The following is a 23,560-nucleotide window of genomic DNA, read 5'->3' as shown; positions in this document are numbered from 1 at the left end:
GGTCGTGACAACTGTCATTGTCCTACTCTGAACCCATGCCCCCGATCGCTGAGGAGCCAGAGCCGACCGCCCCTGCTGTCGGAGGCGTGCGCGCGAGCTGGTGGAACGCGGTCGTCTCGTTGGTCGTCGCCGCGTTCGCCTCGCACATGCCCGTCGCGGTGTACATCGTGGCCGGATCGCAGATGGCGGGCACCGACGATCCGACGCTCTCCCGACTCCTCGTGGCCGCGGTCCTCGGGACGGTGTCGCTACTTGCTCAACTGGCGATGATCCCCTGGCTTCGTGCAGGGCTCGGCGGAGGGATCGCGTCACCCGCGGTGGCCGTCGTGGCGTTGGCCGCCGGAATCGGGCTCTGGGCGGTGGTGGTCGACGCCGGGCTGGGTGTCCTTCCCCTGGTGGCGGCGTTGTCGTTGATCGCGTGTGCGAGCGAGCGGACGGTCAGGCGGGGGCTGTTCCTTCTGGCGGTGATCGCCGCGGTGGTGGCGTGGGTGGTCGCGACCGGCGACCACGTGACGCCCGCCCTGTCGCTCTTCACCATCGCGTACCCGTACATCGTGTTCGCCTCGGTGTGGGCCTGGGACGTCGTCACGCGACTCGACGCGGCGCGGGCGACGCAGGCGGACCTCGCCGTGGCCCGCGAACGTCTGCGGTTCGCCGCCGACCTCCACGACATCCAGGGGCACTCACTCCAGGTGATCGCCCTCAAGGCCGAGCTCGCGGAGAGGCTGCTCGGGGCGAAGCCCGAGGCCGCCGCGGTCCAGATCTCCGAGGTCCGGGTCGAGGCGGCGGATGCGTTGGGGCGAACCCGCGAGTTGGCCCGCGGCTACCGGGCGACCGGCATCGAGGACGAGCTGGACAACGCTCGCGACGTCCTCACCGTGGCCGGGTTCGAATGCACGACGGAGGTCGAGGACCTGCCGCGGGGCGACACCACCCGCTCGCTCTTCGGCCGCGCTCTCCGTGAGGCGACGACGAACGTCCTGCGCCACGCCGCCGCGGGCCCGGTCCGTATCGGACTGGAGCATCGGCGAGCGGTGGGCCGACGCGGCGGCGTATGGCAGCTCAGGGTGGTCAACAGGGTCGCGGTATCGCCCGGAGCCGGTGGGTCCGGACCCCGTGACGGTGCGGGCCTCGCGGGACTCACCGAACGGGCGGAGAGACTCGGCGGACGGGTGGATACTAAGGTCCGCGACGTCGCGGGTACCGGGGAGTTCATCCTCACGGTGGAAGTGCCCGTGGGATCCGGACCGGAGGGGCGGGAATGATCCGGTTGCTGCTCGCGGACGACGAGGACATGATCCGCTCCGCGCTCGCCGCCCTCCTCGACCTGGAGCCCGACCTCGACGTTGTCGCCTCGGTCGGTGACGGGGTGACCGCGGTGGCCGAGGCGGACCGACTCCGCCCCGATGTGTGTCTGCTCGACCTGGAGATGCCGGGCCTGGACGGTGTCGAGGTCGCCGGGAGGGTGGCCGGCATCTACGCGGCGCGGGTCGTGATCGTCACCCGACACGCACGGCCGGGCGTGCTCCGTCGCGCGATGACCGCAGGGGTCTCCGGATTCGTCACAAAATCCACCCAGGTCAGTGCGCTGGCCGAGGTGATACGGACGGTGCACTCCGGCCGGCGCCACGTGGACCCGGACATCGCGGCCTCGGCGCTCTCGGCGGAGCGCTCGCCCCTGACGGAGCGGGAACTCGACGTCCTGCGGGTGGGGAGATCGGCCGCGACCGTCCAGGAGATCGCGGACGGCCTCCATCTGGCGCCGGGTACGGTGCGCAACTATCTGTCGCAGGCCATGCAGAAACTGGGTGTGAGCACCCGGCGCGAAGCATCGGACAAGGCATGGGAGGAGGGCTGGATCTAACTCCGGGAGGCAAGGTCGCGGGGCCGAGGCGGGACGGGCGTCGTGTCGCGGGCCATGGTTACGATGGCGGCCGTGAGCCTCACCGTCAGCACAGTCAACGTCAACGGGATCCGAGCCGCCGTCAAGCAGCGTTCGGAGTCCAACCTCGGTTTCCTGCCCTGGCTGGAGAGCAGCGGGGCGGATGTGGTCGCCCTCCAGGAGGTCCGTGCCGACGAGGACCAGACCCGCAAGGCCCTCGCCCCGGCGCTCGAGGCGGGATGGCATCTGATCGGTTCGCCCTCGTCGCTCAAGGGCCGCGCCGGGGTCGCGATCCTGTCCAGGCAGGAGCCGTCGGACGTGTGTATCGGCCACGGGGACCCGGAGTTCGTCGACTCCGGTCGGTATATCGAGGCCGTGTACCCGGGTGCTCTCGACGGCGAGACCGTCACGGTGGCGAGCCTCTATCTCCCCTCGGGTACCGCGGACACCCCCAAGCAGGACGAGAAGGACCGCTTCCTCGCGAGCTTCCGCGAGCACCTGGCCGGGCGGGCGGAGTCCGTGCGCGCCCGCGACGGCCACGAGATGATCATCTGTGGTGACTGGAACATCGCGCACCACGAGGCCGATCTGAAGAACCACAAGGGCAACCACAAGAGCTCCGGATTCCTGCCCCACGAGCGCGACTGGCTGACGGACGTGTTCTCGGAGGGCAGCGGGTGGACCGACATCGTGCGTCATCGCCGGCCCGACGAGATCGGCCCCTACTCGTGGTGGAGCCAGCGGGGGAAGGCATTCGACAACGACGCGGGCTGGCGCATCGACTACCACGTGGTCTCCGACGGCCTGGTCGACCGCGCGGTGTCCGACCGGGTGGACCGGGCGAGCGCCCACGACATGCGGTGGTCCGACCACGCGCCGGTGACCGTCGTATACGAGTGACGACGACGAGGGCGTGCGTGTCGGGCGGCTCCGCAGTCGAGGATGCCGCGAGCGAGCCGTGTCAGTAGCCTCGGCCCCATGACGACGTACGCCACCGCCGACCGTCCCGACCGCGACGGACTCGTCGACTTCCTGCGTCCACGTCACCGCGCCGTCCTCATCGCCCGGCGAGCCTCGGGTGGTCTGCAGACCTCGCCGGTGACCTGCGGGGTCGACGAGGCCGGGCGGATCGTCGTCGCGACGTATCCGCAGCGCGCGAAGGTGGGCAACATCCGCCGTGAACCGGCGGTCAGCGTGTGCGTCCTCTCGGACGATTTCAACGGCCCGTACGTCCACCTGGACGGCACCGCGGAGATCGTCGACCTGCCCGAGGCCGTCGAACCGCTGGTGGAGTACTTCCGAAGCGTCGCGGGCGAGCACAGCGACTGGGACGAGTACCGCGAGGCGATGGTCCGGCAGGGTAAATGCCTCATCCGGATCACGATCGACGAGTGGGGCCCTGTCGCGACCGGCGGGTTCCCGCCGCCGCGTCACCAGTCTTCGGCCGGAGATCATCCTCCAGGCTGATTCGGAGGGCGGTCCGGCCGAACTACAGTGGCGGGCATGGGTGACGCCACTGCTCCGGCTACGCCGCCGAGTGGCGGCGTCGAGCGTGTCCTGGTGTTCCTGGAACGGCAACCGTGGATCACCGACGCGCTCTTCGTGGCGATGCCGTTGAGCCTGCTGAGCTATGCCAGCCGTGACGCCTTCTACGGGCACAACCTCTTCCTGCCGGGCTGGGTGGAGCTGGTGCTCTCGCTCGCCATGACCGGTGTCCTGGCGTTGCGCCGCACGCTGCTGGTCCCGGCAGCGGTCACTGTGGCGGCGGCGGCGCTGCTCATGGTGGTTCTGCTCATCCCGCCGTCCATACAGATTCTGGCGGTTCCGATCACCGTCTACACGGTGGCGAGGTTCGGAAGCCCTAAGGTCTCCAGGACGTTCCTCGGCATCGGATTGGCGGGGTCACTGCTGGTACTCGTGCCCTACTCGGCCAATGTGTTCGGGATCGGACTCCCGGCAGCGGGCCGCGCCGAGGCCCCTGCGCTCGGCTTCCAAGAGGCCGTCCTCGCGACCGTCGTCGCGGGCTTCTGCGCTTCGACGGTGATGGTCGCGTGGATGCTGGGCGAGGTCGGTGCCCGCAGCCGTAGACGCGTCGCCGAGATCGAGGAGCGCAACCGCCTGCTCATCAGGGAACGGGCGCGCGAAGCGGCGGCCGCTGCCACCGACGAGAGATTGCGGATCGCCCGTGACATGCATGACGTGGTCTCCCACTCGCTGTCAGTGATGATTGCGCAGGCCGACGGCGGTCGCTACATCGCCAGTTCGGATCCGCACGCCGCCGAACGTGCATTGGGCACCATCGCGAGTACCGGCCGGGAATCGCTGGTGGACCTGCGACGGATGCTCGGCGTGTTGCGCAGCTCGGAGGATCCTGTGGAGCACCGCCCACAACCAAAAGCCACCGACATCGCCGAACTCGTCGGCTCGGTGCGGGCCGCGGGCCTACCGGTCGAGCACCGGCAGCCAGAATGGCTGGACGAGCTGCCCGAGGGGCAGTCCCTCGCCGTCTACCGGGTGGTCCAGGAAGCGCTGACCAACACTCTCAAACACGCCGGCCCCGATGCCCGCGCCCGGGTGCTCATCACGACGGCAGGCCCAGACCTCCTGGTGGAGATCGTCGACCACGACCCGTCCGGCTCGCGAGTCGCCCCCTCCGCGTCGATCGGCGGCGGTGAGCAGCGTAGCCAGGCCCGCCCCGGCTCGGGGATCGAGGGCATGAAGGAGCGGGTGGCACTGTTTTCCGGAACCGTCGAAGCAGGTGTAGAGGGAGCCGGGTTCGCCGTCCGTGCCCGCTTCCCAGCCTCCCGAGAACTGCCGGCCGCCGACCCCACCCGTATCCCGCGCACCGGGCGCAGCGCCGTCCCCACATCGACTGACTCCCTGACCTGGGATGCTCGCCGATGAACCCCATCCGGGTCATGCTGGTGGACGACCAGCACCTGTTGCGGGCCGGGTTCGCCATGCTCATCGGCTCGCAGCCGGATATGGAGGTCGTCGCGGAAGCCGGAAACGGGGCCCGGGCGGTCGAGCTGGTCCGTGAGCGACCGGTCGATGTGATCCTCATGGACGTGCGCATGCCGATCAAGGACGGGATCGCCGCCACGCAGGAGATCCTGGCGATGGCAGACGGTGGAGAAGTCCCGGCGACCCGCATCGTCGTTCTGACCACGTTCGACACCGACGAGTACGCGTTTGTGGCACTCAAGGCCGGAGCCGCCGGGTTCCTGCTCAAAGACGTCCCGCCCGAGGCACTGCTGGCCTCGATCCGGCAGGTGCACGAAGGCGGGTCCGTGATCGCGCCCACCACCACGCGACGTCTCCTCGAGCACGTCGGGCCGATGCTCGACGCCTCCGAGTCCCCCGAGCATCCACGTGACCGGGCCCGCCGCGCGGGCCTGACCGACAGGGAGACGGAAATCCTCCTGGAAATTGCCGCTGGGCGGTCGAATCAGGAGGTCGCCGGGCGGATGTTCCTCTCCGAGGCCACCGTCAAAACCCATGTCCGGCGGATACTCGCCAAGCTCGGTACCCGAGACCGCGTCCAGGCGGTCATCTGGGCGTATGAGCACGGAGTCGTCGGACCGGCCGCTGCCCGAGACGACTGAATCACCTCCTCCCCGGCGGGGACCAGGGTCATCCGGAAGGAGGACATCGCGAGGTCGGATCACGACCTCAGGGATGATGTCTGCGCAGTTCAGACCTTCATAAGGTGATCTGGAACCTTCCCGATCACCAGGAGTACACGATGACCGAGAACCCAGACGGCACCGACGAGGCCGTTACCGGAGAGGCCGCCGTCCGGACGACGGACGTCACCCGCAGACACGGCAGCGGCGAGAACCAGGTCCTCGCCCTCGACCGGGTCAGCATCTCCGTCGAAGCCGGGCGATTCACCATGATCATGGGTCCTTCGGGGTCCGGCAAGTCCACGCTCATGCACGTGCTGGCCGGCCTCGACTCGCCTGACGAGGGCAGGGTGTTCATCGGACGTCGCGAGATCACGGAGATGAGCGACAAGGCGCTGACCGAGCTGAGGCGCACCCGCACCGGATTCGTCTTCCAGTCCTTCAACCTGATCCCCACTCTCAGCGTGGAACAGAACATCGGCCTGCCGGCACAGTTGGCCGGTGAGAAGGTGGATGCCGACTGGGGCCGGACGGTCACCGAGCGGCTGGGTATCGCGGCGTTGCTGGACCGCAAGCCCCACGAACTGTCCGGTGGGCAGCAGCAGCGCGTGGCGGTGGCTCGCGCCCTCGTCAACCGTCCCGCGGTGGTCTTTGCCGACGAGCCCACGGGCAATCTCGATTCGGTCTCGGGGGCGGAGGTCATGCGACTGCTCGCCGCGGCGGTACGCGAATACGGGCAGACCGTCGTCATGGTCACGCACGACCCGGGGCTCTCCGTCTACGCCGACAGGGTCATCATTCTGGCCGATGGGCGCCCGGCTGCCGATCTGACCGATCCCGGCCCCGAGGCCGTCGCCGACACCCTGCTGCACCTCAACCAGGACCCCCGTGATGAGCCCTTGCCGTTTCGCGAGCAGGGGGCGTTCGCACGATGAGAACTTTTCTGGTGTCCACGTTCCGCTCCGGTGGTGGCCGACTGCTCGCGGCGGGCCTCGCGATCGCGATCTCCGTGGGATTCGTCGTCGCGACCCTGACGGCGATGGACTCCTTCCAATCGAGCATGCGCACCCAGCTCGCCGGCGTGTACGGCGGTGTCGGCGCCGTGGTGGACGTACGGAGTCTCGACGACGACGAGGTCGAGCGGGCGCTCACCGCCGTGCAGGAGTCCGGGGAGACCGGCATGGCCGACGTCCACTCCACGTCGTTCGTCCAGTTGGAGATCGACGATCGGAACTACAGCGCCGTGGCTCGGAGCCTGCCGGCTGCTGATCTGCGCGCAGAAGAGCTTGCCGACGGCCGATGGCCGGAGAACCGGCATGAGAGCGCCATCGACGAGGCGACGGCGCAGGACCTGGGGCTGGCCGTCGGGGACACGGTTGCCGCCCGGGTGTACGACGACTCGGGCCAGGAGGTGCCGGGACCGTGGCTGCAGATCACCGGCCTCTACACAGGTGTGGGGGTCAACCCCCTTCCCAGCGTGCTCGTGCGTGCCGAGGACCTGGCTGGGCTGGGAGAGGTCTCCACGACGGAGATCAGGATCGCGTCCCCGGACGCGGGGATCGCCGGGCCTTCCGACGGCGGTCTATCCGCGTCCTCCGGCGATGATGGCGAGGCGCTCAAGAACGCCGTGGGTGCCACGCTGCGTTCGGCCGGTGTGGACGCACCCGTCCTCACCCAGCAGGAGATCATCGACCAGGAGACGGAAAGGTACTTCGGTGACGCCGCGATGCTGGCCGTCATCGTGCTGGCCTTCACGGTCATCTCGCTGGTGGTCGCCGCATTGGTCATCATGAACACCTTCGACGTGCTCATCGCCCAGCGCACCAGGCAGCTGGCTCTGCTGCGGTGCCTCGGCGCGACCTCCGGCCAGATCCGACGGCTGGTGCTCCTGGAGGGTGCGTTGGTCGGCGGGGTGGCCTCCCTCCTCGGCACTGCCGGCGGATACGGTCTCGGCCATGTGCTCGCCGCCGTCAGCGGAAGGGTTCCGGCCCTGGCCGCGCTCGAGCCGCCGGTGTTGCGTTGGTGGATGGTCGCCGTCGGCCTGGGTCTCGGGCTGGCCGTCACCCTGGTCTCCGTGTCACTGCCGGCCCGCAAGGCGATGCGCACGCCACCGCTCATGGCGATGCGCCCGCTCGAGGCGGTCGCTCCCGACCCGCGCGCACGCGTGTGGACGTTGATCGTCGGGACGCTGTTCTTCGTCGGGGGTCTCGCGGGAATGGTCGTCGCGCTCCTGGTGTCCCGGATGCTCATCGCCATCCCGGCCGCGGCCGTCACCGCGATCGGTCTGATCGTCCTGCTCCGGTTGGCGGCTGCTCCGATGATCGCGGGACTGGCGGGGCTCGTCCCGGGCGATTGGGTGCCGTTCCGACTGGCCGCACTGAACTCGCGCAAGCATCCGGGGCGGACCGCGACCACCACGATCGGCATGGTCATCGGCGTCACCGTCGTCACCACGATGATGGTCGGGGCCGCCCTGGCACAGGGGTCGATCTCGAAGGAGATCGATGCCCAGCGCCCCGTCGACATGTTCGTCATGAACCAGGAGTCGAGTCCGATCGATCCGGCTGGTCTCACCGCGGTCACCAGCGCGGAGGGCGTCGCACAGGCAGAAGTCGTACCGGGCACCATGGCCCGTGTGGGCGACGACGAGGTCCTGGTCCTCGGCGTGGACGAGACCGTCGCCCGTGCGTCACGTGGCGACGATACGGTGCCCGCCCCGGGCACGGTAGCGGTGGGGGATGCGCTGGTCGACGTGACAGGCGGTCCCGGTTCGGCCTTCACCCTCTCGGTCGGGGGCCGACAGGTTGACGTGGAGACGGCGACGACTGGCGCCCCCTGGCCCGGGGCGATCCTGATCCCGCGGGACATCCTTCTGGAACTGGATCCCGACGCCGCTGCCATGCAGATCTGGGCGCAGGTGGAAGACCTGTCCTCTGCGCAGCTGCAGACGCTGGCATCGACGATTTCCGGTAATACGGGCCTGCAGGCGGAAGTCGGCCCGGCGATGGAACGGGCGATGGTCGACGAGATCATCACGACGATGCTCGGCATCGTGCTCGCCCTGCTGGCGGTGGCCATCGTGATCTCGGTGATCGGTGTGGCCAATACGCTCTCGCTGTCCGTCATCGAACGCACGAGGGAGTCGTCGCTACTGCGTGCGCTGGGTCTGACCAGGGGGCAGATGCGGGTGATGCTGGCCTGTGAGGCCGTGCAGATGACGGTCGTGGCCGCCGGCATCGGCATCGTCGCCGGGACCTGCTTCGGTGCGGTCGGTATCGGTGCCCTACTGGGCGAGATGGACGTGCCGCTGTCCTTCGGTCTGCCGTGGTTCCAGTTGGTGCTGGTGGTCGTCGCGGCACTGCTCGCCGGGCTCCTGGCCTCGATCCTCCCGGCCAGGCGGGCCGCGAGACTCTCGCCGACCGTGGGTCTGTCCGCCGGCTGATCGATGGCCCGGGTGGCTCCGCCGTCGGCCAGGCGAGGCGGAGGCTCCCGGGCGTGGGAAGATGGACGCCATGTCTGAGCAGCCCTCCACCGAAGCGCCCGCTCCCGCCCTGATCGAGACGCCTGCGAAGCGCCAGCGGGTCCTGTCCGGCATCCAGCCGACCGCCGACTCGTACCACCTCGGCAACTACCTGGGCGCCGTGCGGCAGTGGGTGGACCTGCAGGAGGACTACGACGCCTACTACTTCATCCCGGACCTGCACGCGATCACCGTCAAGCAGGACCCCAAGGAGCTGCGCGAGCGCGTGTTCCGCGGCTGCGCACAGCTTCTGGCGCTGGGCGTGGACCCTGCCCGGTCGGTGTTGTTCGTACAGTCGCACGTGCCCGAGCACGCCGAGCTGGCGTGGGTGCTGGGCTGCATCACCGGCTACGGCGAGGCCGCCCGGATGACGCAGTTCAAGGACAAGTCCGCCAAGCAGGGTACCGACGGCACCACGGTGGGCCTGTTCACCTACCCGGTGCTCATGGCCGCCGACATCCTGCTCTACCGACCGCACCTGGTCCCGGTGGGCGAGGACCAGCGCCAGCACCTGGAACTGACCCGCGACCTCGCGATGCGGTTCAACTCCCGGTTCAAGAAGACCTTCGTGGTGCCCGAGGGCAAGATCCTCGAGGGGTCGGCCAAGATCTACGACCTGCAGGACCCCACGGCCAAGATGAGCAAATCGGGAGCGAACCCCAAGGGCGTCGTTAACCTGCTGGACGATCCCAAGACCTCCGCCAAGCGCATCCGCAGCGCGATGACGGACTCCGACGGCGACATCCGATTCGACCGCGAGATGAAGCCGGGTGTGTCCAACCTCCTGACCATCCAGTCATCGTTCACGGGGCGGCCGGTGGCCGACATCGTGGCCGGGTACCAGTCCGCCGGGGCCGGTTACGGGGCGTTGAAGACGGACACCGCCGACGCCCTGGAGGCGTTCGTGACCCCGCTACGTGCTCGGTTCGACGAGTACATGTCCGACCGGGCCGAACTCGAGCGGATCCTCGCGGACGGCGCGGACCGGGCCAGGGCGGTCGCCGGGCCGGTGCTGTCACAGGTGTACCAGGCGGTGGGGTTCACCGCACCGCGTCGCGGGTGAGACACGGGTGTCCGGAGATACTGTGAAGAAAAATCTATACAGATGTATCCTTACATCCCCGAAACCTGTGTTCACGGCACTGACCGAGGGAGGAAACACCTCGATCACACTACGTCCCTAGAGTCGTTCTCAGCTCGACGGGGAGAGGAACCCGCCGGGCGTCACATCACCTCTAAGGAGTCGCACCATGGGTCTAGTCGCCGGTCTTATCGGAATCGTCGGGGATCTGCTTCACCTGCTGCTGGGCGGCCTGTAGGCCCCGCGCCACGGTCGAGTAACGGCGCCCCTCTCCAGACGTGGTGAGGGGCGCCGTTCCGTTGTGCGGACGGTAGCTCGGGTGGGGTGTCCGCGGTTCAGGAACTCACGCCTCAGGAGTGCCCTGCTGGAAGGTCTGGCGCCAGGATCCCCGGGACCGTACCCACACCGAGCTGCGCAGTAGCGAGCCGCCCCCCGTGCGCTCGCGCCAGACGAGCAGGATCGCGTCGGAGCCCAGTTCGCGCGCCTCGAGGACCTCCATCGTGCGTTCGCCGGTCGCGGTGTCGGGCGACTCGGCGGCCGCGAGCCTGTCCCCGCGCGACCACACCTCTCCGCGGGCGCACACGTGGCTCCACGAAGGGTCCAGGAGTGCCTCGAGATGTGCGCGGTCCCCGCGGACCGCGTCGGTGAGCAGTGACCGTTCCAGGTCCACGACCAGGTCCACCGCGGGCCTGTCGGCGGCGGAGGGCGTCTCGTCCTCCATCGAGAACAGATCGAACTCGGGGGCGCGGGATTCGGGGGCGCGGGATGTCGTCGCCGCCCGTGGCCCGGTCCCGGAGGTCGCGGCGGCGGAGTGGCGCGCGGGGCCGTCGGCGGTGGGCGGGGAGGCCGGGTCGTCTCCGGCTCCCACGGCCCGGGCACCGGGGAAACCGGGACCGGACTCGGGCTCCTGCCGGGAGGAGTGGGCCCTGGCGGCCCCGTTCGCCAGGGCGTCGGCCTTCTCGTTGAGCTCGTGACCGGCGTGGCCCTTGACCCATTCGAAGGTGACCTCGCGGCCGCGCATCGCCTCGTCGAGCGCCTTCATCACCTCGACGTTGAGCACGGGCTTGCCGTCGGCCTTCTTCCAGCCCTTGCGCTTCCACCCGGCCATCCACTTGGTCACCGAGTTGATGACGTACTGCGAGTCGCACAGGATGTGCACCGGCTCGGGGGAGTGCGCGGTCTGACGCAACAGGTCGAGCACGGCGGTGAGCTCACCCTGGTTGTTGGTGCCGCGCTTCCAGCCGCCGCAGCGCCACCGGGAGTCGTCGATGTACCAGGCCCAGCCGGCGGGGCCGGGGTTACCGAGAGCGGAGCCGTCCGCGGCGGCGATGATCGTCACGACAGGCAATCCTGCCACCGTGGCCAGCGGGCACGCTCACCGACCGTGGCCGGTTGGCGTTCCCACCGGCCACGGTGGCGGCTATCCGTACAGCTCGTCGGGTTCGATGCCGTCCATGTCGATCTCGGGGGAGCGCGTGCTCTCGTCGAGCCGGGCGGCCCGGGCGGCCTCCCGCATCTCTATGCCGTCGGTGACGAAGTCACCGACCTCCTTGGCGATGGAGCCGATCGCGTCGGTGATGATCACGGTGATCCGGCCGACCAGCGAGGCCCCCGCCTGGACACCCGCCTGGACCTGGTCCTTGTTGCGCTCGAAGTCGCCCATCGGATGCGCCCCCTTCGTCTGTGGTGTCCACGAAGGTACCCCGGCTCAGGCAGCCGATGTCGTCTTCCTGCGCTCGATGAGCACGGCCGGGGTGTCCGCCGGGGTGGGCGGGAGCGGCAGGGCCAGCCGGAACATCTTGGCCCACACGTTGGCGACCTGCTTCCACAGCGGTCCGGAGGTGTACGGCAGTCCGTGCTCCTCGCACAGCGCCCGCACCTCCTCCGCGATCTCCGGGTAGCGGTGCGCCGGCAGATCGGGGAACAGGTGGTGCTCGATCTGGTGGGAGAGGTTGCCCGTGGCCAGGTGCATGAGCGGGCTGCCCGAGATGTTGGCGGAGCCGAGCATCTGGCGCACGTACCACTCGCCGCGGGTCTCCTCAGCCGTCTCCTCCTGGGTGAACACCTGGGCGCCGGACGGGAAGTGGCCGCAGAAGATCACCGAGAATGCCCAGACGTTGCGAACGAGGTTGGCGGTGAGGTTGCCGGCGAAGGTGAGCGGGAACAGCGGGCCGGTGAGCGCCGGATGGACGATGTAGTCCTTGGCGACCTGGCCGCGCATCTTGCCCCACCAGCCGGCGAGGAGCCCCTTGACGTCCGACCACTTGCGCTTGCCCTTGAGCACGTTGTCGTACTCGAGATCGTGGAGCATGACGCCCCACTCGAACGCCATCATGAGCCCGAACGCGTACAGCGGGTTACCCAGACGCAGCGGGTGCCACGGCTGCTCGTACTCCATGCGCAGGATGCCGTACCCGATGTCGCGGTCCAGGTCGAGGATGTTGGTGTGCGTGTGGTGCATGTAGTTGTGCGAGTGCCGCCACTGGTCCGAGGGGCACACGTTGTCCCACTCGAAGCTGGAGGAGTGGAGCATGTCGTCGCGCATCCAGTCGTACTGGCCGTGCATGACGTTGTGGCCGATCTCCATGTTGTCGAGGATCTTGGACGCGCTCAGTGCGGCCACGCCGGCGAGCCAGGCGGGAGGCAGGAAACCGAGGAACATCAGGGCGCGGCCGGTCAGCTCGAGCCGGCGCTGGGTGCGGACCACACGGAGGATGTAGTCGCGGTCGGCGGTGCCGAGGTCGGCCACCACGCGGTCGCGGATCGCGTCGAGCTCGCGGCCGATGATCTCCACCGACTCGGCGGACAGGACCACCGGCTCGGGGGCGGTGGCGACCTTCTTCTCGGCCTTCGGCTTCCTGGTGCGGATGGTGGGCAGTTGCAACAGAGTCATGATGTGGGTCCTTCCGGGGGTTCCGGGTGGCGTGCGGAGTGTGATGGTGGCGGGTCCGCCGGGTCCTAGAGCTCGATCTCGACGTCACCCACGGGTGCGGAGACGCAGATCTGGACGCGGCAGCCGGGTTCCGTGTCGACCTCGCCCGTCCTGAGGTCACGGGTGGCACCGGAGACGCGGACGGCGGTGCAGGTGTGGCAGATGCCCATGCGGCACCCGTGCTTCGGCGACAGTCCGGCGGCCTCGGCACCCTCCAGCAGCGTGGTCCCGGCGTTGTGGGCGGACACGCCGCTCGTGACGTGGGTGACGGTGCCGCCGTCACCCTCTGGGACGGGGCCGTTGGAGGCGGTGAACCGCTCGCGCAGGACACCGGCGTAGCGTTCGGCACCGAGCGCGGCCGACAGTCCGTCGGCCAGTCCCTCGGGACCGCAGAGGAACACCGTCGCGTCGGCGTGCCACGGCGCCACCTCGGCGAGGTGGTCGGCGGTGAGATGACCGGCCGGGCTCCCCGGGGTCTGCTCGGACGGGTCAACACCGGCGGTGGGGACCACCCGGACGTCGACCCCGGCACGCGAGAGCTCGCGGATCCGGTCGCGGAACGGCACATCCTCGACCCGGCGGGCGTAGTGGAGCCAGGCGACCCGGCCCGCGGCCCCGTCACCACAGTGCCCCTCCCCGGCGAGGGTGGACGCGATGGAGAGCATGGGGGTGATCCCGCTGCCTCCACTGACCAGGAGCACGTCGGCGGGACGGTCCCGGGGCAGCGCGGCCTCCCCGACCGGGCTCCCGAGGAGTAGCCGCATCCCGGCGGCCGCCTCGGACCACAGGTGCTCGGAGACGACGCCCCCCGGATGCCGGCGGACGGCGATCGTCGCCAGGCCGTCCGAGCGGGACGCCGAGTCGATGGGGGAGTAGTGACGGCGGTGGACGACACCGTCGATCACCACGCCGATCTCGAGAGCCGCACCGGGTGCGGGCCGTGAGACACCCGCCGGGAGGCGGAGGGTGAGGACGGTGACGTCGGCCACGGGCCGGTCGACGGTCACGACGGTGGCGCCCGTGGGGTCGTCGGACCAGGTCACGCCCAGTGAGCGGACGTAGTGCTCCACCGGATGCGGGGTGAGCAGGGTGCGGGTGATCCCGCGGGAGAAGAGTCGGCTGATGGTCGGGGCGGTCATGAGGACCTCCGGAAGGTGTGGGTCGGTGTGGTCGGCGCCGTCGGACGCGGCCTTCTTCCGTACTGTGCGCTCGTCGTCCGATAGGGGTGAGGTCGCACTACGGGGGCGTATCCGCCCGGTTCGACCACCGGACGAGTTTGAGTGTACATACGTTCTCTGAAATGAGAAGGGCCTGTCTTTGTATGCTGGGTCACAACCCCAGCCGGGGTCCCCCACATGCGGAAACGCTCCTCGAGCGATAGCATCGCGGGCGTGGCGACACCAGGAACCCGGGCCGAGCAGAAGCGGAACACTCGTGCACTCATCGTTGCCGCGGGCCGGAACGCCGTGGCCACCCGGGGCTTCTCCGGGCTCGCGGTACGAGAACTCGCTCGCGAGGCGGGCATCGTCCCCACCGCGTTCTACCGGCACTTCGAGTCGGTGGGCGCCCTGGCCTCCGAACTCGCCGCGGGTGCGGCCGAGACGCTCGGTGCACTCGTCGACGACCTGGTCACCGACCCGGCATCGGACCCCGCCGTCGCGTGGCCCGTGCGGGCCGCTGACGCAGCCGTCCGGGACCCGCAGACCTGGTCGGTGCTCGCCCGTGGTCTCGTGGACACCGCCCACGCCGATCACCGGGTGCTCTCGGCGGCCGTCGACACCGCACGCCGCAGGCTGGGGATCGCCCTGGGCCGGCTCGACACGCTCTCCGGAGCGGACAGTGCCGCTGTCGACGTCGCGGCCGACCTCGTCGTCGTCGTCCTCCTACGGCTCCTCGTGGAGGTGGCGGTGGGCTACGACGCCCGTGCGGCGATCGAGAACTGCACCGGCCGCCTGAGGGTGATCCTCGCCGGGGCCGGCACGGTCTCCTGACACGTGTGCCGCGCCGCCGGGGTCCGTCATGGGTCGCTCAGCGGCGCGACCGCACGGTCAGCACCGCACCGACCACCACGACTAGTCCGGCGGCGCCCACGGCCAACCACGGGCCGTACCGTGAGATCACCGAACCGCCCGATCCGACCGGGTCGCGCCGGCCGACCTCCCCGACCACACCCAGGGGACCGGAGGCCAGCTTCTCGGTCTCCTCGTCCGCCCCGGTCGGCGATCCCGACCCCAGCAGCCCCACGGAGGCGTCGGTGGCGAACCCGGCGTCGAGGAGCATCCCCGCCTGCTGCCAGGGTGGGCTGGGGACACGCGTGCCGTCGAGCAGCACCACCGCCAGGCGCCGACCGTCCCGCTCGGCCGCACCGATGAAGGTGTGCCGGGCGTCGTCGGTGAATCCGGTCTTGCCGCCGATCGCGCCCGGATAGCCGTGGAGCAGCTGATTGTCGTTGGACAGGACGAACCCGGGGTTGACCAGGGTTCCGTCCGGGCGGACGGTCGGGCCGGTGTGGGCGGGCGCCGATTCGGGATCCGGGGCGCCCGCACCCTCGCCCGCGGGATATCCGGGGAACCCGGACAGCCGCGTGCCCACGATGCGGGCGAAATCGGGGCGGCTCATGGCGTCGCGGAAGATCAGCGACATGTCATGAGCCGACGACATCATCCCGGGCCCGTCCAGGCCGTTCACGGTGGCGGCGTGGGTGCTCACCGCCCCGATGTCGGCGGCGTGGCTGTTCATCGCCTCCACCGTGGCCTCGAGCCCTCCCATCCGGTGCGCGAGGACGACGGCGGCGTCGTTGCCCGAGGACATGAGGAGGCCGCGGACCAACTCGTCGACCGAGTAGGCCCCACCTGCGCCCACACCCACCAGGCTGCCCTCCGCGCCTTCGAGATCCGCGTCGGTGACCTCGATGACGCGGTCCGGCTCCAGGCGGTCCAGCGTGACCGAGGCGAGCAGTGTCTTGATCAGACTCGCGGGCCGGTAGCGGCCGTGCGGATCGCGGGTGGCCACCACGTCGCCCGTGTCCAGGTCCGAGATTATCCAGGCGCTGGCGGTGACGTCGCGGGGCATCTGGAACCCGTCCGGCGCGACGAGACCGCAGCTGTCCAGCGCTTCGCCGCCCGCGATGAACCCGGGCACCGGGGGAGGGGTGGGCGAGGTCTGGCCGGGTAGCGGGACCTCGGACTCGTCGACGGGCGCGGGCGGGGTGGTGCGGTACGGGCACCCCGTGATGTCCCGCGGGGTGTCGAAGTACTCGGGCGAGGTCGTCGACGGCAGGACGGCGGCCGGCGGCGCCTCGGTGAGCGCGGGTCCGGGTGCGGGCTCGACGGCCGTAGCGGGGCCTGTGCAGATCAGCGGCGCCGCTCCCACGATCGCGGCCGCGACTAGGCCGATCACTCTGTGTGCCGGGCCTCGGCGTGTGCGGGTCACGGGTCCCGAGTCTACGTCCGGGCCCGGCTGTCCCCGCCCGGACCCGCCCGGGCGGGCCCGGGGTGAGTGCCCCAGCGCGCTCCGGATTTCCGACCGGCAGGCGCGCGAGCGGATGGACGCCTCCACCACAGCCGCGCTCGTGCCTGAACTCCCGCCGTCACTTTGGTACACGCGGGAGTGCATCGCCAGGAGCGGCTGGCGCAGCGCCGGGTGGGCTGGCGCCGGGCGGGGAGGAGGCGGCTGGCGCCGGGTGGGCAGGAGCGGCTGGTGCCGTGTGGGCAGGCGCGGGAGCGGATGCCGGCGAGGTGCGCGCCCGGCCGACACGTCACAGAAACGCCGGCGGGGCCGCACCCCCCCCCGGCAGTGGAGAGGTGCGGCCCCGCTCGAGGCGAGACGCCGGTGGGTCAGCGCGCGAACAGCAGAGCGCGCTTGACCTCCTGGATCGCCTGGGTCACCTGGATGCCGCGGGGGCACGCGTCGGTGCAGTTGAAGGTGGTGCGGCAGCGCCACACGCCCTCGGCGTCGTTGAGGATCTCCAGGCGCTCGGCGGCGCCCTCGTCACGCGAGTCGAAGATGAAGCGGTGCGCGTTGACGATCGCCGCCGGCCCGAAGTACGACCCGTCGGCCCAGAAGACCGGGCACGAGCTGGTACAGCACGCACAGAGGATGCACTTGGTGGTGTCGTCGAAGCGGGCCCGGTCCGTGGGGGACTGGATGCGCTCGGCCGACGGATGGTTTCCGGACGTGATGAGGTACGGCATGACGTCACGGAACGACTTGAAGAACGGCTCCATGTCGACGTACAGGTCCTTCTCCACCGGGAGCCCACGGATCGGGGCGATGGTGATGGTGATGGGCTTGCCGTCCTTGGGGAGCAGGTCCTTCATGAGGACCTTGCACGCCAGGCGGTTGACGCCGTTGATCAGCATGGCGTCGGAGCCGCAGATGCCGTGCGCGCACGACCGCCGGAACGCCAGCGACCCGTCGATGTAGTTCTTGACGTACATCAGCAGGTTGAGCAGGCGGTCCGTCGGCAGGGACGGGACCTCGTACTCCTTCCAGCCCGCCGAGTCCGGATCCTCCGGGTTGAACCGGGCGATCTTGAGCGTGACCATGGTCGAGCCGGGCGGCACGGGACGCTTGGGGTCCTTGCCATCGGTGGCTTTGGCGGTGTCGACTGCGGTGGTCATCAGTACTTACGCTCCATCGGCTCGTAGCGGGTCTGCACAACCGGCTTCCAGTCCAGCCGGATCTCGGCGAGGAGGTCGAGGCCGTCCTCCTTGTACGCCATCGTGTGCTTCATGTAGGTGGCGTCGTCGCGGTCCGGGAAGTCCTCGCGGGAGTGGCCTCCGCGGGACTCCTTGCGGTTGAGGGCACCCACGACGGTGACCTCCGCCAGCTCCAGGAGGAAGCCCAGCTCGACGGCCTCCAGGAGTTCGGTGTTGAAGCGCTTGCCCTTGTCGCTCACGGTGACGTCGGCGTAGCGCTTCTTGAGGGCGCGGAGCTCCTCGCGGGCCTCGGTGAGCGACTGCTCGGTGCGGAACACCGACGCCTTGTCGTCCATCATGGCCTGCATCTCGCTGCGGATGTCTGCGGCGTTCTCCTGGCCGTGGGGGGCCAGCATGCGCTCCATCCAGTCGCGCACCATCTTCTCCGGCTCTTCGGGGAGCTCGACGAAGTCATGGCCCGCAGCGTACTCCGCGGCGGCGATACCGGCGCGGCGCCCGAAGACGTTGATGTCGAGCAGCGAGTTGGTGCCCAGGCGGTTGGATCCGTGCACCGAGACGCAGGCGCACTCACCGGCCGCGTAGAGGCCGGGGACCACGTCGTCGTTGGTGCGCAGCACCTCGCCCCGGATGTTGGTGGGGATGCCGCCCATGACGTAGTGACAGGTCGGGAACACCGGCACGAGCTCGGTCACCGGGTCGACACCCAGGTAGGTCCGCGAGAACTCGGTGATGTCGGGCAGCTTCTCCTCGAGCACGTCCGCGCCGAGGTGGGTCACGTCGATGTAGACGTAGTCCTTCTCGGGGCCGGCGCCGCGGCCCTCGCGGACCTCGAGGACCATCGAGCGGGCGACGATGTCACGCGGCGCGAGGTCCTTGATGGTGGGGGCGTAGCGCTCCATGAAGCGCTCGCCGTCGGCGTTGCGCAGGATGCCGCCCTCGCCACGGACCGCCTCGGAGATGAGGATGCCCAGGCCGGCGAGGCCCGTCGGGTGGAACTGGTGGAATTCCATGTCCTCCAGCGGCAGGCCCTTGCGGAAGACCACGGCCATGCCGTCACCGGTGAGGGTGTGGGCGTTGGAGGTGGTCTTGTACATCCGGCCCGAGCCACCGGTCGCGAAGACCGTGGCCTTGGAATGGAAGACGTGCAGGTCACCGGAGGCGAGCTCGTAGGCGACGCAACCGGTGGAAACGGGGCCCTCCGGGGTCTCCGACAGGCACAGGTCGAGGACGTAGAACTCGTTGAAGAACTCGACGTCGTGCTTGATGCAGTTCTGGTACAGCGTCTGCAGGATCATGTGACCCGTGCGGTCGGCGGCGTAGCAGGCCCGACGCACGGGCGCCTTGCCGTGGTCGCGGGTGTGGCCGCCGAATCGACGTTGGTCGATCTTGCCCTCGGGGGTGCGGTTGAACGGCAGGCCCATGTTCTCCAGGTCGATGACCGCGGTGATGGCCTCCTTGGCCATGATCTCCGCGGCGTCCTGGTCGACGAGGTAGTCGCCGCCCTTGACCGTGTCGAACGTGTGCCACTCCCAGTTGTCCTCCTCGACGTTCGCGAGGGCGGCGCACATGCCGCCCTGGGCGGCGCCGGTGTGGGAGCGGGTGGGGTAGAGCTTGGTGAGGACAGCGGTGCGGGTTCGCGGGCCCGCCTCGATGGCCGCGCGCATGCCTGCGCCGCCGGCGCCGACGATCACGACGTCGTACTGGTGCTGGTGGACCTGACGATCGGTCATTGGATTCTCAGTGCTCGCTTTCGAAGTGTGGTGGTCCGCAGGCGTCTATCAGACGTCGTAGGCGAGGCCGAAGATGGCGTAGGTGCCCAGGACCAGGACCAGGACGGTCGCGGCGACGAGGATCGCGTTGAGCCAGAACCGGGTCGAGTCCTTGCGCGAGTAGTCCGCGATGACGGTACGGACGCCGTTGGCGCCGTGGAGTTGGGCGAGCCAGAGCATCAACAGGTCCCACGTGGCCCAGAACGGGCTCTGCCAGCGGTCCGCGACGTAGGCCCAGTCGATGCGGTGGACACCCTCGTCGATCATGAGGCCGACGGTGAGGTGGCCGATCGTGAGGATGACCAGCGCGACGCCCGAGGCGCGCATGAAGATCCACGCGGAGCGCTCGAAGTTGCCGCGGGAGCGCAGGCGCGGGGAGCGCGGCTGGGCGAGCGAGGCGGGGCGATCGTACGACGTCTGGAGAACAGGTGCGTCTGCCATGGTGATCGTTCTCCTTAGAGGTGCTGGAAGAGAAGGAAGAGGAGGCGGGCGGTGGCCGCGGCGAAGACCACGACCCAGATCGCCAGGACCGCCCAGAGCATCTGACGCTGGTACCTCGCGCCCTTGGACCAGAAGTCCACGGCGACGATGCGCAGCCCGTTGAGCGCGTGGAAGAGCACCAACGCGACGAGGCCGATCTCCATGAGCCCGACGATCGGGGTCTTGTACGTGTCGATGACCGCGTTGTAGGACTCCGGGCTCACCGTGACGAGCGCGGTGTCGAGCACGTGCACGAAGAGGAAGAAGAAGATCGCTACGCCGGAGATGCGGTGCGCGACCCACGACCACATCCCCGGGTCACCCTTGTAGACGCTGATCTTCTTTTTGGGGGCCGGACGCGCCGGCGCCTGCGCAGTACTCATGGGCTTGTGGTGCCTCCGAATCGTCTGGGCGTGGTGCCATCGGCGCGCGTTCCTGCCCGAGAGCACAGCGGGCGCCTACTAGGACTTTAGACCTGAGATCACACTGATGAGAAGCAGGGTGGGTACGGTGGTTCGAGCGGGTAATGCCTGTTAGGCGACCCTAAACAATGTTACCGGGGGGTAAGTCAGGGTGTCGCCGGGTGAATCCGCAGCACAACGCGACGTGGTGGACGACGAACTCCACGCGGCGGCGCTGACCGTCGCCCGCAACGCCTATCGGCCGTACTCGGGACTGGGGGTGGGGGCCGCCGCGACGGCGTCGGATCCCGGTGGTGGCGGGTCGCGGATCGTGACCGGGTGCAACGTCGAGAACGCCTCCTATGGGCTCACCCTCTGCGCGGAGTGCTCCCTCGTGTCCGACCTGCACCGCACGGGCGGCGGGCGGCTGCTCGAGCTCGTCGTCGTCACCGACACCGGTGACCCCCTGGCTCCGTGCGGGCGGTGCCGGCAACTGCTCCACGAGCACGGCGGGCCGGGTCTGGTGGTCCACACCGCCCGCGGTGTCGTGCGCCTCGACGAGCTGCTGCCGGACGCCTTCGGTCCGGGGGACCTGGGATGAGCCGCTCGGTCGACGCCGTCCGGATCATCGAGTCCAAGCGGGACGGGAACGAGCTCGACGACGACGAGATCGACTGGATCGTCGACGGCTACACCCGCGGTCGGGTGTCGCCCGAGCAGATGTCGGCGTTGGCGATGGCGATCTACTTCCGGGGCATGACCGACCGGGAGATCGCCCGCTGGACGGCCGCGATGGTGGCCTCCGGTACGCGGCTCGATCTGTCCGACCTGACCCGGTCCGGCCGGCCCGTGCCCACCGTGGACAAGCACTCCACCGGTGGGGTGGGTGATTCCGTGACGCTGGTGCTGACCCCGCTGTTGGCCACCTGGGACCTGGCCGTGCCCCAGCTCTCCGGGCGCGGACTCGGCCACACCGGCGGCACCCTCGACAAGCTCGAGGCGATCCACGGCTGGCGCGCCGATCTCGACGCCGCCGACCGGCGCCGGATCCTCGAGCAGACCGGCGCCGTGATCTGCGCGGCCGGTGCCGACCTCGCGCCCGCCGACAGGGCCCTCTACGCGCTGCGGGACGTCACCGGGACCGTCCCCTCCATCCCCATGCTGGCGGCCTCGATCATGAGCAAGAAGATCGCAGAGGGCACCGGCGCGCTGGTCCTGGACGTCAAATGCGGGTCCGGGGCCTTCCTGCCGGGTCGCGCCGACGCCGAGGAGCTGGCCCGGGTGATGGTGGCGATCGGTACGGCGGCCGGGGTCCGGACCAGCGCACTGGTGACCGCCAACCACACCCCGCTGGGCCGGGCGGTGGGCAACTCCCTGGAGGTGGCCGAGTGCGTCGAGATCCTCGCCGGTGGCGGGCCGCCCGACATGATCGCGCTCACCTGCTCCCTGGCGCGGGAGGCCCTGGACGCCGTGGGGATCGACGGCGACCCCCGCGACCGCCTGACAGACGGGCGTGCGATGGACTCCTATCGCGCGATGATCACCGCACAGGGAGGCGATCCCGACGCCCCGCTGCCGGTGGCACGGCACACCCGGGAGGTGCGGGCCCGGGCGGCGGGGGAGGTGACCCTGGACGCGCTGGGCGTGGGCCGCGCGTCGTGGTTGGCGGGCGCCGGACGTACCCGGCCGGGCGAGGCGGTCGATCCCACCGCCGGGGTGCTGCTGCACCGCGTCGAGGGCGACGTGGTCCGGGAGGGCGAGGTCGTCGCGACAGTCCACGCGGGGGACCCGGAGCGCCTGCCCGCAGCGCTCTCCGAGCTCGAGGGCGCGGTGGGGACCGGGGGGCCGGGCACGTCTCGGGGACCGGCCGGGACCGTGTTGGGGCGACTACGCGGCTGGTGAGGGCCCCCGCGGGCCCCCGCCCCTCAGCAGGCCGACGGTCGGAGGGCCGGGCCCCGCTGCCTCACTCGAGGTCGGGGGTGATCAGCAGGCGTTCGACGTCGTCGACCAGGTCGCGCCACTCGCCGGCCTCGTCGTCGAACGGCGCGCTCGGCTCGAGGAGCTTGGCATCGCCCGGGTTGAGGACGTAGTGCAGGAATCGACGCAGTGAGGAACCGCGGCCGGTCACTGCCGCCTCGAGGTCCGAGTCACCCACGTAGTTCGCGAGGTCCGTGACCAGCTCCACCGCCAGTCCCAGCTGCTCGGAGTCGACCATCCCGGGGCCGACCTCGATATCGCGGTCGATGCCCGCGAACACGTAGGCGTTGTCGTCGGTGACGTGGACGTCGAGGCTGCCGTCGGTCGCGGCGATCTTGACGCGTTCGTAGGTCGCCACACGGCTGAGCGTCTCGTCGTCGTTGTCCGCCAGGTACCGGGACATCCCGCGGGCGCTGGTGAACACGTACACCTGGTCGCCGTCACCCAGGAACACCGGCCGGTCGCCCAGGTAGCAACGCAGGCTCAGGAACTCCTGATCGGGAAAGACGATCCTGATGGGGTCGATGCCGACGGTCTCCCAGAGTGACCCCTCCGGGTATCCGGTGGCAGCGGCCTCGACCTCGGGTTCGGGCTCCGGGAGCGCGGCCTCGGCGGCCTCCAGATCCGTGCGGGCGCGCTCGATCTCGGCGTCCGCGATCTCAGGCGTGGTCATGACTCCCTGGATCGCGTCGAGCACCTCGTCCCAGCCCTTCGCGACGGTCTTGCGGATGGACTTCCATAGCTTCAGGCCGTCCCGCCCGTAGAACTCGTCCATCCCGCGGGTGACGGCGGCGAGGATCGGGTTGCCGTTGAAGAACTTGGTGACGGTGTCCAACTCGCACACCTCGCCGATCGACCGCGCGATGGCGAAGGACTGATCGATCTCGTCGACCGACGCCTCCGTGGGGTTGTCGCCGAGGAGCTCGAGCACGCCCACGAGGTCGTAGCAGTTGTCGTCCACGGCGCGGAACTCCAGGACGTCGGAGCGGGCGAACTCGGTCCAGGACGGGTGATCCTGGAGGTCGTGCGGGGCGCCGCTCCGGACCAGGGCCAGGAGTCCGGCCGTCGAGTCGAACGCGTAGAGGTCCTCGTCCAGACCCAGGAACGCCTCCCAGTCGTCGTTGTCCTCCCGCCAACTGGGTGCCCAGAGGGTAGTGACGTCTCCCTCAGGGAGACCGAGCTCGATCGGGACTATGTCCTTGGCCATGCGGGTCAGCATATCCACGGCCGG

The 23,560-nt window shown here is 69.7% G+C and carries 22 protein-coding genes; 12 read left to right on the top strand and 10 right to left on the bottom strand.

Annotated elements, in window-relative coordinates; genetic code table 11:
* The first annotated feature begins 35 nt into the window (after nucleotides 1-35).
* The 9 genes from NJE57_RS07540 to trpS all read left to right on the top strand — a co-directional run bounded on the left by NJE57_RS07540 (nucleotide 36) and on the right by trpS (nucleotide 10,091).
* Nucleotides 36-1,265: a sensor histidine kinase gene (locus tag NJE57_RS07540; protein WP_319027771.1), complete on the top strand. Its 1,230-nt coding sequence runs from the start codon at nucleotides 36-38 to the stop codon at nucleotides 1,263-1,265.
* Complete coding sequence (locus NJE57_RS07535; RefSeq protein ID WP_319027770.1) at nucleotides 1,262-1,864, top strand: response regulator transcription factor; 603 nt, start codon at nucleotides 1,262-1,264, stop codon at nucleotides 1,862-1,864. Before NJE57_RS07540 ends, NJE57_RS07535 begins: the two co-directional genes overlap by 4 nt.
* Nucleotides 1,865-1,936: 72 nt before the next feature.
* Entirely contained in the window at nucleotides 1,937-2,782 is an 846-nt protein-coding gene (locus NJE57_RS07530) for an exodeoxyribonuclease III (RefSeq protein WP_319027769.1), read from the top strand.
* Between the two features lie 78 nt (nucleotides 2,783-2,860).
* A complete protein-coding gene (locus tag NJE57_RS07525; RefSeq protein ID WP_319027768.1) occupies nucleotides 2,861-3,349 on the top strand; it encodes a PPOX class F420-dependent oxidoreductase in 489 nt (162 codons plus the stop codon).
* Between the two features lie 36 nt (nucleotides 3,350-3,385).
* Nucleotides 3,386-4,786 (top strand): sensor histidine kinase, encoded by a 1,401-nt coding sequence (locus NJE57_RS07520; protein ID WP_319027767.1) that lies wholly within the window; start codon nucleotides 3,386-3,388, stop codon nucleotides 4,784-4,786.
* Nucleotides 4,783-5,487, top strand: a complete 705-nt coding sequence (locus NJE57_RS07515) for a response regulator transcription factor (RefSeq protein ID WP_319027766.1) — start codon at nucleotides 4,783-4,785, stop codon at nucleotides 5,485-5,487. Before NJE57_RS07520 ends, NJE57_RS07515 begins: the two co-directional genes overlap by 4 nt.
* A gap of 140 nt (nucleotides 5,488-5,627) precedes the next feature.
* Complete coding sequence (locus tag NJE57_RS07510) at nucleotides 5,628-6,443, top strand: ABC transporter ATP-binding protein (RefSeq protein ID WP_319027765.1); 816 nt, start codon at nucleotides 5,628-5,630, stop codon at nucleotides 6,441-6,443.
* On the top strand, nucleotides 6,440-8,950 hold the full coding sequence (locus NJE57_RS07505) for an ABC transporter permease (protein ID WP_319027764.1): 2,511 nt from the start codon (nucleotides 6,440-6,442) through the stop codon (nucleotides 8,948-8,950). Before NJE57_RS07510 ends, NJE57_RS07505 begins: the two co-directional genes overlap by 4 nt.
* A 70-nt stretch (nucleotides 8,951-9,020) precedes the next feature.
* Complete coding sequence (gene trpS / locus NJE57_RS07500) at nucleotides 9,021-10,091, top strand: tryptophan--tRNA ligase (RefSeq protein WP_319027763.1); 1,071 nt, start codon at nucleotides 9,021-9,023, stop codon at nucleotides 10,089-10,091.
* Between the two features lie 361 nt (nucleotides 10,092-10,452).
* On the opposite strand, the gene NJE57_RS07495 is transcribed toward trpS, so the two are convergent.
* The 4 genes from NJE57_RS07495 to NJE57_RS07480 all read right to left on the bottom strand — a co-directional run bounded on the left by NJE57_RS07495 (nucleotide 10,453) and on the right by NJE57_RS07480 (nucleotide 14,180).
* A complete protein-coding gene (locus NJE57_RS07495) occupies nucleotides 10,453-11,448 on the bottom strand; it encodes a ribonuclease HI family protein (protein ID WP_319027762.1) in 996 nt (331 codons plus the stop codon).
* Between the two features lie 81 nt (nucleotides 11,449-11,529).
* On the bottom strand, nucleotides 11,530-11,772 hold the full coding sequence (locus NJE57_RS07490) for a hypothetical protein (protein WP_319027761.1): 243 nt from the start codon (nucleotides 11,770-11,772) through the stop codon (nucleotides 11,530-11,532).
* Between the two features lie 45 nt (nucleotides 11,773-11,817).
* Nucleotides 11,818-13,002, bottom strand: coding sequence for an acyl-CoA desaturase (locus NJE57_RS07485; RefSeq protein WP_319027760.1), 1,185 nt, complete (start codon nucleotides 13,000-13,002; stop codon nucleotides 11,818-11,820).
* 65 nt (nucleotides 13,003-13,067) lie between these two features.
* Nucleotides 13,068-14,180, bottom strand: coding sequence for an iron-sulfur cluster-binding domain-containing protein (locus NJE57_RS07480; protein ID WP_319027759.1), 1,113 nt, complete (start codon nucleotides 14,178-14,180; stop codon nucleotides 13,068-13,070).
* A gap of 252 nt (nucleotides 14,181-14,432) precedes the next feature.
* Here NJE57_RS07480 and NJE57_RS07475 point away from each other — a divergent pair, with 252 nt between their 5' ends.
* On the top strand, nucleotides 14,433-15,032 hold the full coding sequence (locus NJE57_RS07475; RefSeq protein WP_319027758.1) for a TetR/AcrR family transcriptional regulator: 600 nt from the start codon (nucleotides 14,433-14,435) through the stop codon (nucleotides 15,030-15,032).
* A 37-nt stretch (nucleotides 15,033-15,069) separates the two neighbouring features.
* On the opposite strand, the gene NJE57_RS07470 is transcribed toward NJE57_RS07475, so the two are convergent.
* The 5 genes from NJE57_RS07470 to sdhC form a co-directional block, all read right to left on the bottom strand.
* Nucleotides 15,070-16,473, bottom strand: coding sequence for a D-alanyl-D-alanine carboxypeptidase family protein (locus NJE57_RS07470; RefSeq protein WP_319027757.1), 1,404 nt, complete (start codon nucleotides 16,471-16,473; stop codon nucleotides 15,070-15,072).
* A 404-nt stretch (nucleotides 16,474-16,877) separates the two neighbouring features.
* The gene (locus tag NJE57_RS07465) at nucleotides 16,878-17,663 is read right to left on the bottom strand and encodes a succinate dehydrogenase iron-sulfur subunit (protein WP_319027756.1); all 786 of its coding nucleotides are present in this window, start codon (nucleotides 17,661-17,663) and stop codon (nucleotides 16,878-16,880) included.
* Nucleotides 17,663-19,432 carry a succinate dehydrogenase flavoprotein subunit gene (gene sdhA / locus NJE57_RS07460; RefSeq protein ID WP_319027755.1) on the bottom strand — a complete coding sequence of 590 codons (1,770 nt, stop codon included), beginning with the start codon at nucleotides 19,430-19,432 and terminating at the stop codon, nucleotides 17,663-17,665. Before sdhA ends, NJE57_RS07465 begins: the two co-directional genes overlap by 1 nt.
* A gap of 48 nt (nucleotides 19,433-19,480) precedes the next feature.
* Complete coding sequence (locus tag NJE57_RS07455; RefSeq protein WP_319027754.1) at nucleotides 19,481-19,912, bottom strand: succinate dehydrogenase hydrophobic membrane anchor subunit; 432 nt, start codon at nucleotides 19,910-19,912, stop codon at nucleotides 19,481-19,483.
* Between the two features lie 14 nt (nucleotides 19,913-19,926).
* Complete coding sequence (gene sdhC, locus NJE57_RS07450; RefSeq protein WP_319027753.1) at nucleotides 19,927-20,334, bottom strand: succinate dehydrogenase, cytochrome b556 subunit; 408 nt, start codon at nucleotides 20,332-20,334, stop codon at nucleotides 19,927-19,929.
* A 190-nt stretch (nucleotides 20,335-20,524) separates the two neighbouring features.
* Here sdhC and NJE57_RS07445 point away from each other — a divergent pair, with 190 nt between their 5' ends.
* The gene (locus NJE57_RS07445) at nucleotides 20,525-20,953 is read left to right on the top strand and encodes a cytidine deaminase (RefSeq protein ID WP_413464378.1); all 429 of its coding nucleotides are present in this window, start codon (nucleotides 20,525-20,527) and stop codon (nucleotides 20,951-20,953) included.
* Entirely contained in the window at nucleotides 20,950-22,254 is a 1,305-nt protein-coding gene (locus tag NJE57_RS07440; protein WP_319027752.1) for a thymidine phosphorylase, read from the top strand. Before NJE57_RS07445 ends, NJE57_RS07440 begins: the two co-directional genes overlap by 4 nt.
* A gap of 61 nt (nucleotides 22,255-22,315) precedes the next feature.
* Here the strand turns inward: NJE57_RS07440 and NJE57_RS07435 are convergent, their stop codons facing one another.
* The gene (locus tag NJE57_RS07435; RefSeq protein ID WP_319027751.1) at nucleotides 22,316-23,536 is read right to left on the bottom strand and encodes a primosomal protein; all 1,221 of its coding nucleotides are present in this window, start codon (nucleotides 23,534-23,536) and stop codon (nucleotides 22,316-22,318) included.
* Between the last annotated feature and the right edge of the window lie 24 nt (nucleotides 23,537-23,560).

It is taken from the genome of Dietzia sp. PP-33, from assembly GCF_033790845.1.
Lineage (GTDB): Bacteria > Actinomycetota > Actinomycetes > Mycobacteriales > Mycobacteriaceae > Dietzia.
This window is presented reverse-complemented; position numbering and strand designations above follow the sequence as displayed.

Coding starts and splice junctions, on each gene's coding strand:
- NJE57_RS07540 (WP_319027771.1), top strand. CDS start 36: ATGCCCCCGATCGCTGAGGAGCCAGAGCCGACCGCCCCTGCTGTCGGA.
- NJE57_RS07535 (WP_319027770.1), top strand. CDS start 1,262: ATGATCCGGTTGCTGCTCGCGGACGACGAGGACATGATCCGCTCCGCG.
- NJE57_RS07525 (WP_319027768.1), top strand. CDS start 2,861: ATGACGACGTACGCCACCGCCGACCGTCCCGACCGCGACGGACTCGTC.
- NJE57_RS07520 (WP_319027767.1), top strand. CDS start 3,386: ATGGGTGACGCCACTGCTCCGGCTACGCCGCCGAGTGGCGGCGTCGAG.
- NJE57_RS07515 (WP_319027766.1), top strand. CDS start 4,783: ATGAACCCCATCCGGGTCATGCTGGTGGACGACCAGCACCTGTTGCGG.
- NJE57_RS07510 (WP_319027765.1), top strand. CDS start 5,628: ATGACCGAGAACCCAGACGGCACCGACGAGGCCGTTACCGGAGAGGCC.
- NJE57_RS07505 (WP_319027764.1), top strand. CDS start 6,440: ATGAGAACTTTTCTGGTGTCCACGTTCCGCTCCGGTGGTGGCCGACTG.
- trpS (WP_319027763.1), top strand. CDS start 9,021: ATGTCTGAGCAGCCCTCCACCGAAGCGCCCGCTCCCGCCCTGATCGAG.
- NJE57_RS07490 (WP_319027761.1), bottom strand. CDS start 11,772: ATGGGCGACTTCGAGCGCAACAAGGACCAGGTCCAGGCGGGTGTCCAG.
- NJE57_RS07485 (WP_319027760.1), bottom strand. CDS start 13,002: ATGACTCTGTTGCAACTGCCCACCATCCGCACCAGGAAGCCGAAGGCC.
- NJE57_RS07480 (WP_319027759.1), bottom strand. CDS start 14,180: ATGACCGCCCCGACCATCAGCCGACTCTTCTCCCGCGGGATCACCCGC.
- NJE57_RS07465 (WP_319027756.1), bottom strand. CDS start 17,663: ATGACCACCGCAGTCGACACCGCCAAAGCCACCGATGGCAAGGACCCC.
- sdhA (WP_319027755.1), bottom strand. CDS start 19,432: ATGACCGATCGTCAGGTCCACCAGCACCAGTACGACGTCGTGATCGTC.
- NJE57_RS07455 (WP_319027754.1), bottom strand. CDS start 19,912: ATGGCAGACGCACCTGTTCTCCAGACGTCGTACGATCGCCCCGCCTCG.
- sdhC (WP_319027753.1), bottom strand. CDS start 20,334: ATGAGTACTGCGCAGGCGCCGGCGCGTCCGGCCCCCAAAAAGAAGATC.
- NJE57_RS07440 (WP_319027752.1), top strand. CDS start 20,950: ATGAGCCGCTCGGTCGACGCCGTCCGGATCATCGAGTCCAAGCGGGAC.
- NJE57_RS07435 (WP_319027751.1), bottom strand. CDS start 23,536: ATGGCCAAGGACATAGTCCCGATCGAGCTCGGTCTCCCTGAGGGAGAC.